At 40.3% G+C, this 10,134-nt stretch carries 9 protein-coding genes and 1 pseudogene; all 10 read left to right on the plus strand.

Annotation, left to right across the window (positions count from 1 at the left end; translation table 11 throughout):
• The first annotated feature begins 75 nt into the window (after positions 1–75).
• The 10 genes and pseudogenes from nrfD (at position 76) to P767_RS17060 (ending at position 9,943) form a co-directional block, all read left to right on the plus strand.
• The gene (gene nrfD, locus P767_RS0112860) at positions 76–1,518 is read left to right on the plus strand and encodes an NrfD/PsrC family molybdoenzyme membrane anchor subunit (protein ID WP_026750357.1); all 1,443 of its coding nucleotides are present in this window, start codon (positions 76–78) and stop codon (positions 1,516–1,518) included.
• 52 nt (positions 1,519–1,570) lie between these two features.
• Positions 1,571–2,161, plus strand: coding sequence for a DUF3341 domain-containing protein (locus P767_RS0112865; protein WP_026764845.1), 591 nt, complete (start codon positions 1,571–1,573; stop codon positions 2,159–2,161).
• A 27-nt stretch (positions 2,162–2,188) separates the two neighbouring features.
• Complete coding sequence (locus tag P767_RS17045; RefSeq protein WP_051417348.1) at positions 2,189–2,827, plus strand: c-type cytochrome; 639 nt, start codon at positions 2,189–2,191, stop codon at positions 2,825–2,827.
• Positions 2,828–2,882: 55 nt separating this feature from the next.
• The gene (locus tag P767_RS0112875) at positions 2,883–4,112 is read left to right on the plus strand and encodes a hypothetical protein (RefSeq protein WP_026764846.1); all 1,230 of its coding nucleotides are present in this window, start codon (positions 2,883–2,885) and stop codon (positions 4,110–4,112) included.
• Between the two features lie 55 nt (positions 4,113–4,167).
• Complete coding sequence (locus P767_RS17050; protein WP_037351836.1) at positions 4,168–5,235, plus strand: cytochrome c oxidase subunit II; 1,068 nt, start codon at positions 4,168–4,170, stop codon at positions 5,233–5,235.
• Between the two features lie 55 nt (positions 5,236–5,290).
• Positions 5,291–7,106: pseudogene (locus P767_RS17055) on the plus strand (cytochrome c oxidase subunit I).
• A 150-nt stretch (positions 7,107–7,256) separates the two neighbouring features.
• Positions 7,257–8,093 carry a heme o synthase gene (cyoE, locus tag P767_RS0112890; RefSeq protein WP_245586926.1) on the plus strand — a complete coding sequence of 279 codons (837 nt, stop codon included), beginning with the start codon at positions 7,257–7,259 and terminating at the stop codon, positions 8,091–8,093.
• A gap of 44 nt (positions 8,094–8,137) precedes the next feature.
• Positions 8,138–8,713: a cytochrome c oxidase subunit 3 gene (locus tag P767_RS0112895; RefSeq protein WP_026764848.1), complete on the plus strand. Its 576-nt coding sequence runs from the start codon at positions 8,138–8,140 to the stop codon at positions 8,711–8,713.
• Between the two features lie 75 nt (positions 8,714–8,788).
• The gene (locus tag P767_RS0112900; protein WP_026750351.1) at positions 8,789–9,469 is read left to right on the plus strand and encodes a cytochrome c oxidase subunit 3; all 681 of its coding nucleotides are present in this window, start codon (positions 8,789–8,791) and stop codon (positions 9,467–9,469) included.
• Between the two features lie 27 nt (positions 9,470–9,496).
• Complete coding sequence (locus tag P767_RS17060) at positions 9,497–9,943, plus strand: cytochrome C oxidase subunit IV family protein (protein WP_051417349.1); 447 nt, start codon at positions 9,497–9,499, stop codon at positions 9,941–9,943.
• The last annotated feature ends 191 nt before the right edge of the window (positions 9,944–10,134 follow it).

Consider the following 10,134-nt stretch of genomic DNA (forward strand, 5'->3'; position numbering starts at 1 on the left):
CCTATCCCCTGTGTGCCTTGCCTCCCACGACTCAGATTCTGCCTTCGGGCAGATCAAGGACCAAAATAAGAACAGATGCATTTAAAGTACGAATCACAGCTCAGGGAACCACTGGTGTATGGCGACAAAACATACAAGCAGGTTACAGAAGACATTGTTCGCCCTATTGAAGCCAAGCCTACCAAATTATGGTATGTAGGTTTTTATATTGCTGTTGCCTTACTCATGTTTGGTGTCTACAGCGTTTACCGTGAAGTTACTTACGGTATTGGACAGTGGAACCTTAACAAAACAGTGGGTTGGGGATGGGATATCACCAACTTCGTATGGTGGGTGGGTATCGGTCACGCTGGTACCTTGATTTCTGCAATCTTGTTGTTATTCCGTCAGGGATGGAGAACAGGGGTAAACCGTGCAGCAGAAGCGATGACCATCTTCGCGGTAATGTGTGCGGGTCAGTTTCCTATCTTCCACATGGGTAGAGTATGGATGGCTTTCTTTGTATTGCCTTACCCTAACTCCCGCGGTCCTTTATGGGTTAACTTTAACTCTCCGCTATTGTGGGACGTATTTGCGATCTCTACTTACTTTACTGTATCTCTTTTATTCTGGTATTCAGGTTTAATTCCTGACTTCGCAACTGTAAGAGACCGTGCATTTACTAAGTTACGTAAGCGTTTATATGGTATTGCTTCTTTCGGATGGACTGGTTCTACCAAGCACTGGCAGCGTCACGAGAGCTTATCATTGGTATTGGCGGGATTAAGTACGCCGCTGGTACTATCGGTTCACACTATCGTATCTTTTGACTTCGCTACTTCTGTTATTCCAGGATGGCATACTACTATCTTCCCTCCTTACTTCGTTGCGGGTGCCATCTTCTCCGGATTTGCCATGGTGCAAACCCTGATGATTATTGTTCGTAAAGTATTTGCGATGGAAGACTATGTAACCATTGGTCACATAGAAGCCATGAATAAAGTAATTGTATTAACCGGTTCAATCGTGGGTATTGCTTACCTAACCGAGTTGTTCATGGGTTGGTATAGCCAGAATAAATATGAAGGATACACATTCTGGTATAGCCGTGCTTATTTGTTCTCTCCTTACGGATGGAGTTACTGGGGTATGATGGCTTGTAACGTATTAAGCCCTCAGATTTTCTGGTTCCGCAAAATGAGAAGAAACATCTTCGTTACCTTCTTCATGAGTATTATTGTAAACATTGGTATGTGGTTCGAGCGTTTCGTAATCATCGTTACCTCTCTATATCGTGATTACCTGCCTTCCAGCTGGTCTGTTTACTACAGCCCAACCATCTGGGAAATTGGTTTCTATGCAGGTACTTTCGGATTGTTCTTCACTTGCTTCTTCTTATTCGCCAAATACTTCCCTGTTATTGCAATTGCAGAAATCAAGTATGTATTAAAAACAACGGGTGAAGGATACAAGAATCAGATGACTAAGATTGAAGATCAGAAACTGGAAGATTTTGTGCACGAACATGCACACCATTAATAATCGTATGATTGACTGCTCCTTTTAATACGGGGCAGAAAAAAAATAAAGTATGGCAAAAAAGAAATTTGTAGTGGGCTGTTTTGATGACGAAGCAGTTTTATTTCCTGCAGTAAAAAAAGTACGTACAGCTGGATATAAAATCCATGATGTGTACACGCCATTTGCTGTTCACGGATTAGACCATGCAATGGGTCTTCGTGAAACCAGCTTGCACACAGCAGGATTTATTTATGGAATTACCGGTACTGCAACTGCATTAAGCTCTATCAGTTGGATTTTTACCAAGGACTGGCCTTTAAACATCGGAGGTAAGCCTCACTTTGCTTTACCAGCCTGGATTCCAATCATGTTTGAATTAACGGTTTTGTTTGCTGCTGTAGGAATGGTTCTTACTTTCTGCTACCTGTGTCAGTTGGCTCCTTTTGTAAAGAAGCATCATTTTCATGCAAGAGCTACCGATGATCTTTTTGTTATGGTAATTGAATGCACAGATAAAACCAATACCGATGATCTTCAGGCTTTCTTAGCCAGCAATGGTGCTTTGGAAACAAAGGTTGAAGTTGCTGAAGATGGCTGGTGGTTAGGCCGATACGATAAAGACGAAATGCCTTTTGAAGAAAAGCAAATTGTTGCCGCTTAATTTAGAACTATTTAGAACTATTGAATCATGAAGAATAAATTTATCATAGCTTCTTTGTCTGCCCTGGTTGCTTTCAGTGCCTGCAGTGATGTTAAGCGCACGCCTGGTAAAATTTACATGCCGGATATGGCGGAGAGCCGTGCTTATGAATCTTATGCAGATCATAGCAATCTTGCAGAAAAAGGTATCAATTACAACAGTCGTCCAGTAGCAGGAACCATTTCCCGTGAAGAAGAAATGCCTTTCCATATTCCAATGGATCAACCGGGTGATACCACCAACTATACTGCTTCCAAAGCAGTTCCTAATCCTTATGATTCATTAAGTAAGGCTGGTATGGAAGAAGCTGAGCGTTTATACCTGATTAACTGTGGTATTTGCCATGGATCTGATTTAAAAGGTAATGGGCCTCTTTACAAAGACGGCAACGGACCTTATGCTGCAAAGCCAGCTGCATTGGTAGGTGATGCAAAGTATGAAGCAATGCCTGCAGGTCAGATGTTCTACTCAGTAGCTTATGGTAAAAACCTGATGGGCTCTTATGCATCTCAATTAAGCCGCAAGCAGCGTTGGGAAGTAATTGCCTACATCAAGACAAAACAACAGGCAAGTAAAGCAAAAGCAGCTCCTGCTCCTGCAGCAGCAGCTACTGCAACAACAAAATAAATTTAGCAAAGGGTCTTGATAACAGACCAATACTAACTGAACTAAAAGAGTAACAATGGCATCTTTAAGAACACAATTTGAAGTTCCCGGTAAAATGAAAACCTGGTCTTACGCCTTGATAGGTTTAGGCTTGGCAGCTTTATTGTACGGGATGTTCACCAAAGGTTTTAGTTCCGACGAGCACGAGCAAGTGCATTTCTGGGGAACACTAATGTATAATACCATATTCTGGACATTGATTTGCAATGCGAGCATGTTCTTTATATCAGTTACTACTTTGGCTCAAGCCGGATTTACACAGACTTTCCGCAGAATCCCTGAAGCAATTTCTACATTGGTTCCCATTTTTGGTGCCATTACATTCGCGGTATTATTGTACATCGTTTTTGGTCACAAACACCATATCTACCATTGGTTGGATACAGAAGCAGTAGCTGCTGATCCTATCTTAAAAGGTAAAGCCGGATTTTTGAATCCTACTTTCTTCGTTATCTGGACAACCCTTACGATTGCGTTGTGGAGTTTCCTTGGATGGAGAATCCGTAAATTAAATGATGAAGCTGATGCGGGTCCAATGGATCGCGAAACCAGCGAAAAGTTCATACACAGAGGAACCGTTAGAACAGCAATGTTCACCGTATGGTTTGGTTTAACTGTTGGTTCTACTGTTCCATGGTTGTGGATGATGAGTATTGATGCACACTGGTATTCTACCATGTACAGCTGGTACACTTTTGTAAGTTCATTTGTTGCAGGTATGTCTTTAATTGCTCTTTGGGTTATTTACCTTAAGAATAAAGGATATCTTGAATTAACCAGTCAGGAGCATTTACACGATATTGGTAAATTCATGTTTGCTTTCTCTATCTTCTGGACTTATTTATGGTTCTCTCAGTATATGTTGATTTGGTACGCAAATATTCCTGAAGAAACTGTTTACTTCAAACACAGAACACAGGGTGCATACAAGGGAATTTTCTTCTTCAATCTGATTGTTAACTTCCTATGTCCGTTGTTGATCCTGATGAAGCGTTCTGCCAAGAGAAATTATACATTGGTAACTTTTATGGCAGTTTTAATCATCTTTGGTCACTGGATCGACTTTTATCAGATGGTGATGGGTTCTTTAATGCAGGATCACGTTACTTTAGGATGGATGGATTTTGGCATACTAGCCTTCTTTGTAGGAGTAATGATTTTATTTGTAGGTACTGCGTTGTCTAAGAAACCTTTGATTTCAAAGTACCACCCTTACCTGAAGGAGAGTGTGATTCACCAGGTTTAATGAACCTGCGTTTTTTAAAAATTGTTAAGACATTAGATAATATATATACAGCATTATGACAGCTTTATTAATCACCGCGGTATCGTTACTCATTTTTGTAGTGATCTTTCAGATCTCTAAAGCAAGTGAGTATGTGGCAATCTTGAAAGGGGAAGAGCATAGCCGTAAGCAGAACAACAAGATTAATGGTTTTCTGATGGTAGTCTTCCTTGTGTTGGGACTAGTGGGCGTTTGGTATTGTAATGAAGTTTTATACGATAAAACCTTGTTGCCTTATGAATCAGCCAGTGTGGAAGGTGAGCGCGTAGACTCAATGCTTTGGTTAACGCTGGCGGTAACCGGATTTGTTTTTATCCTTACCCAAATTGTTCTTTTCTGGTTTGCTTACAAATACCAGGAGAGCGAAACCCGTAAAGTGTACTTCTTTGCGCACAGTAATAAACTGGAAGCAATCTGGACAGTTATTCCTGCCATTGCCCTTACTGTTTTAGTGGTAATTGGTTTAAGAAACTGGTTCCTTTTCACAGGTGAACCTCCAAAAGAAGCGATGGTAGTTGAAGTTACTGGTAAACAATTCGGATGGATCTATCGTTACCCGGGTAAAGACGGTGCTTTCGGAAAAAAATATTACAAGAACATCGATAACGCTAATAACTCTCTGGGTTTAATCTGGGACGACAAATTAGGCCATGACGACCTGGTAATGGAACAAACGATGTACATTGTAAAAGGACGTCCGGTTAAATTAATCATCGGTTCAAGAGACGTAATTCATGATGTGGGTTTACCTCATTTCAGAATGAAGATGGATGCGGTTCCTGGTATTCCAACAACCATGTGGTTTACGCCTAAATACACAACTAAAGAAATGAAGGAAATTACCGGTAATCCGGATTTTCAATATGAAATCAGTTGTGATCAGATGTGCGGAAACGGTCACTATTCAATGAAAGGTATTATTGAAGTATTGGATCAGGCAGAGTTTGATGCTAAAATGGCGGGTCAGTCTCCTTACTACTATACATCGAATCCTGATAAGGATCCGGCCAATGCAAAAGCTGATACTGTTAAAACAGTTGCAAAGCCTGTTGAACTGGCATCAAAAGTAACCGCGAAATTGTAGAACAATCAACAACCATCAAAAAATCAGGTTGTTATAACTAATAAAGAATCAGTGTATGAGTAACGAAGCCGTATTGCACGCACCTGCCGGAGCAGGTTTACATGACGCACATGGTGACCATCATCATGAGCATCATCACGAGACATTTATTTCGAAGTATGTCTTCAGCATGGATCATAAAATGATCGCCAAGCAATTCTTGATTACCGGTATGGTTTGGGCAGTGCTGGGTGGTTTAATGAGCGTGCTTTTCCGTTTACAATTGGGTTATCCTGAATCCACTTTCCCTTTCCTTGAGGACATTTTGGGTAAATGGGCCGAAGGTGGCAAAATTACTCCGGAAGCTTACTATGCATTGGTTACCACTCACGGAACCGTATTGGTATTCTTTGTATTAACTGCAGGTTTAAGTGGAACTTTTGCCAACTTCCTTATTCCATTGCAAATTGGAGCAAGAGATATGGCATCTCCCTTCATGAATATGTTGAGTTACTGGTTCTTCTTTGCTGCAAGCATAGTAATGTTATCTTCTATGTTTGTAGAGTTTGGACCCTTCAGTGGTGGTTGGACTGCTTATCCTCCTTTGAGTGCATTGGCAGCTGCTTCACCAGGTTCAGGAACTGGTATGGACCTTTGGTTGATTGCCATGGCTTTGTTTGTTGTGTCTTCTTTGTTAGGTGGTCTTAACTATATTGCTACTGTATTGAATATGCGTACCAAGGGAATGAGCATGACTCGTATGCCATTGACCATCTGGGCATTGTTCTTCACAGCAGTATTAGGGGTTTTATCTTTCCCTGTATTGTTCTCTGGTTTTATCTTGTTGATTTTCGATAGAAACTTTGGTACCAGCTTCTACTTGTCTGATATCTTTATTAATGGAGTGGGTGCATTGCCAAACGAAGGCGGTAGCGCTATTCTTTATCAGCACTTGTTCTGGTTCCTTGGTCACCCTGAGGTTTATATCATCTTATTACCTGCGATGGGTATGGTTTCTGAAATCCTTTCTGTAAATTCCAGAAAACCCATCTTTGGATACATTGCGATGGTGGGATCTCTATTCGCAATCGCCATCCTTGCCTTCCTTGTATGGGCGCACCATATGTTCGTTACAGGGTTGAATCCTTTCTTAGGTTCTGTGTTCGTGTTATTGACTTTGTTAATTGCCGTTCCTTCCGCTATTAAAGTGTTCAACTGGTTAACTACTTTGTGGAGAGGTAATATCCGCTTCACGCCAGGTATGTTATTCTCTATTGGATTTGTTAGCTTATTCATTTCAGGAGGTTTAACAGGTATCTGGTTGGGTAACTCTGCATTGGATATTCACTTGCACGATACTTATTTCGTAATTGCTCACTTCCATATTGTAATGGGTGTGGCTAGTATGTTCGGTATGTTTGCCGGCATCTACCACTGGTTCCCTAAAATGTATGGTCGTTACATGAACAATACATTGGCTTATTTGCACTTCTGGATTACTTTAGGTGGTGCGTACATGATCTTCTGGCCAATGCACTACCAGGGTTTAGCTGGTATGCCAAGAAGATACTATGACTACAGTGTATGGGAAAGCTTCAAGCAATTTGCTGAATTAAACAGATTCATTAGTACTGTTGCTATGATTGTATTTGCTGCTCAGTTATTGTTCTTGTTCAACTTCTTCTACTCTGTTTTCAAAGGAAGAAAAGTTACTTCTCAGAATCCTTACAATGCAAATACTTTAGAGTGGACTACTCCTATCAATCCTGGTCACGGTAACTGGGTGGGAGAAATTCCTGAAGTACACCGCTGGGCTTACGATTATGGTAAAGATGGTAAAGAGTTTTATCTCTCAAACCACACCAGTAGGAGCCGACGAAAGCAGTCACTAATATTCAAAACTGAATTTATTTCAGTGATTATATTCCAATGCTCCCGAATTACGGGAGCATTGTTTTTAAGCAAAATCAGGAATGACAAAATCCATCGAAACCAAAAAACCAACTCCATCACTAGCAGTAGTAGCCAAACTAAGGGACTACATGTTATTGATAAAGTTCACCTTGAGCTTTACCGTGGTTTTTTCCTGTGTCATCTGTTATTTGCTGGCGCCAAAAGTGGTAGAATACGACTGGGGCATGATTATACTGCTTTTTGTAGCAGGCATGCTAATCACCGGTAGTGCCAACGCCATTAATCAGGCAGTTGAAAAAGATACGGATGCTTTAATGAAGCGTACCTCCAAGCGACCCGTTGCGAATGGAAGTATGAGTCAGAACGAAGCCTATGCTTTTGCCATTATTGCTGGGATAGTGGGAGTTGCCATGATGTGGTATTATTTTAACCTCTCTTCTGCATTGGTTTCCGCTTTCAGTTTGTTTTTATATGCGTTTATTTATACGCCCTTAAAGAAAATCAATTCCATTGCGGTATTGATTGGAGCTCTTCCGGGTGCATTACCCTGTTTAATTGGCTGGGTTGCCGGAAACGATGATTTCTCTTTGGGTGGATGGGTATTATTTGGCATGCAATTCCTTTGGCAGTTTCCCCATTTCTGGGCCATTGCCTGGGTGGCACATGCAGATTATACCAAAGCCGGATTTAAATTATTGCCCGCTGATAAAGGACCCACTAAATTTACTGCCATTCAGACCATTATGTACTCAGTATTAATGATTCCGATTGGTATGGTTCCATATTTTATTGGACTTACGGGTATTACGAGTTTATGGATTGTCTTGGTCTGCAATTTGTTTATGGTGGTACAAAGTGCCAGACTGTATAAAGAAATGGATGTAAAAGCAGCCAGAAGAGTGATGTTTAGTAGTTATATCTATTTGCCAATTGTTTTGTTAGCCTTATTGGCAGATAAGATTTAACCATACTGGCTAAACCATTTGGGAAACAATTAAATTAAAAAAAGATGAGTGCGATTGTGAACGAAGCCCCGAAAAGAATTCACCCCCATAAATTTACCTTATGGGTGGCCATGGGAAGTATTATTATGATGTTTGCCGGATTAACCAGTGCTTACATTGTAAAGAAGAATCAGAGCAGCTGGCTGGAATTTGATTTGCCTGTTGTTTTTATGTATTCAACACTGGTGATTATTGCCAGTAGTTTATCGGTTCATCTGGCGGTAAAAGCCTTTAAAGCAAGAGAAATGGCCAGATACAGAACTTTAATAACGGTTACTGCCTTGCTGGGTGTATTATTCATGGGTTTGCAGATACTTGGCTTTATGGATCTGGAAGCGCGCAATATTGCCTTAACAGGTGCCAAAAGCAATTCAGCAGCATCCTTTTTGCTGGTGATCACCGGTTTGCATATGCTGCACGTGCTGGGCGGCGTAATTGCATTGCTGGTAATGTTTATTAAAGCTTATGTAAGCAGCGTCAAAAATTACAGCAGTTTATCCATTGAATTAGTGGGTACCTACTGGCATTTTGTAGACATACTTTGGATTTATTTATTCATATTTTATAATTGGATTGGTTAATTACAAAAAAGTTGCGTTTTATGCACCTTTTTTCAACTCTAGCCAATACTTTTGTGTACGAAATTTTACTTTAACATGGCAACAACTGCAACAGCACCTACCACCAAATCCTGGGGTGGAGGTAAGAGTCCCTTTAACGTAGAGTATGGAAAGGTAATGATGTGGTATTTCCTCATGAGTGATGCCTTTACATTTGGTGCTTTCCTGATTTCTTATGGTACCATTCGTTTTTCTACGAATGGATGGCCTGACCCAAATGAAGTGTTTAAGAGTTTTCCATTTGCTCCGGAAGGAATGAATGCTCCGTTGGTGTTTGTAAGTATTATGACATTTATCCTGATTATTAGTTCTGTAACCATGGTACTAGCAGTACAGGCAGGACACAATATGGATAAAAAAGGGGTAGTTAAGAATTTAATCTGGACCATTATTGGTGGTATTGCATTTTTGTCTTGTCAGGCATGGGAGTGGAACCATTTACACCATGAAGGTGCATGGTGGGGTAGCAATCCATTCTTGAATCATGATGGAACTGCTTCTTCAACCAATTTCACCAACTACTTCTTTACCATCACTGGTTTCCATGGATTCCACGTATTTTCTGGTGTAATTATCAATATAATCATGTTGATTATGGCCGTTAACAATAAGTTTGAAGAAAGAGGTCATTATCTAATGATTGAAAAAGCTGGTTTGTACTGGCACTTTGTAGACCTGGTTTGGGTATTTGTATTTACTTGTTTCTATTTGATTTAATTCATTCACAAAAGTTAATTTAAGCATATGTCACATACAGCTGAGCACAACGAACATGCAGGTGGAGGTACCAAGGAAGTAATCAAGATCACGGTTTACCTGACTGTACTTACCATCATTGAACTTTTAATTGGTTTCTGGATGATTGACATTCCATTAACCAGCGTAGGCTTGAGAATGGCTTTGAAAGGAGCAATCGTAATTTTAATGATGGCGAAAGCGTTTTACATTGTTGCTTACTTCATGCACTTAAAGCATGAAATGAAGAACCTGATTATGACGATTGTAGTTCCATTGGCTTTGTTTATCTGGTTCATTATTGCCTTCCTATATGATGGAAACTCCTTCAAAAATTTACGTAATACCTATGATCCTTATTTCAAGGAACAAAGCACCAAGAAGGTAGAGAAGAAAGAACACGGAGCAGCAGGAAAGCATGAAGAAGGAAAAGTTGAGGAAAAAGCAGCTCACTAATTGGGTCTTTGCTCAATAAATATTTTTTGATTTCTAAACCATCGCTGCATTGCGATGGTTTTTTATTAGGACAATTATGAAAAAGAAAGCCATTTTAGGATTATTGGTAGCGCTGGGAATTCCCATCAGCTGTTATCTGATATTGAAATCAGCCAGTGAAACAGCAGTAGTAATGCCTTGGCATTACTACT

It is taken from the genome of Sediminibacterium salmoneum NBRC 103935 (assembly GCF_000511175.1).
In the GTDB taxonomy this organism is placed as follows: domain Bacteria; phylum Bacteroidota; class Bacteroidia; order Chitinophagales; family Chitinophagaceae; genus Sediminibacterium; species Sediminibacterium salmoneum.

Excerpts from the sequence above, each read along its gene's own strand:
- P767_RS0112875 (WP_026764846.1), top strand. The coding sequence starts at position 2,883 with ATGGCATCTTTAAGAACACAATTTGAAGTTCCCGGTAAAATGAAAACC.
- P767_RS0112895 (WP_026764848.1), top strand. The coding sequence starts at position 8,138 with ATGAGTGCGATTGTGAACGAAGCCCCGAAAAGAATTCACCCCCATAAA.
- P767_RS0112900 (WP_026750351.1), top strand. The coding sequence starts at position 8,789 with ATGGCAACAACTGCAACAGCACCTACCACCAAATCCTGGGGTGGAGGT.
- P767_RS17045 (WP_051417348.1), top strand. The coding sequence starts at position 2,189 with ATGAAGAATAAATTTATCATAGCTTCTTTGTCTGCCCTGGTTGCTTTC.
- P767_RS0112865 (WP_026764845.1), top strand. The coding sequence starts at position 1,571 with ATGGCAAAAAAGAAATTTGTAGTGGGCTGTTTTGATGACGAAGCAGTT.
- nrfD (WP_026750357.1), top strand. The coding sequence starts at position 76 with ATGCATTTAAAGTACGAATCACAGCTCAGGGAACCACTGGTGTATGGC.
- cyoE (WP_245586926.1), top strand. The coding sequence starts at position 7,257 with ATGTTATTGATAAAGTTCACCTTGAGCTTTACCGTGGTTTTTTCCTGT.
- P767_RS17050 (WP_037351836.1), top strand. The coding sequence starts at position 4,168 with ATGACAGCTTTATTAATCACCGCGGTATCGTTACTCATTTTTGTAGTG.
- P767_RS17060 (WP_051417349.1), top strand. The coding sequence starts at position 9,497 with ATGTCACATACAGCTGAGCACAACGAACATGCAGGTGGAGGTACCAAG.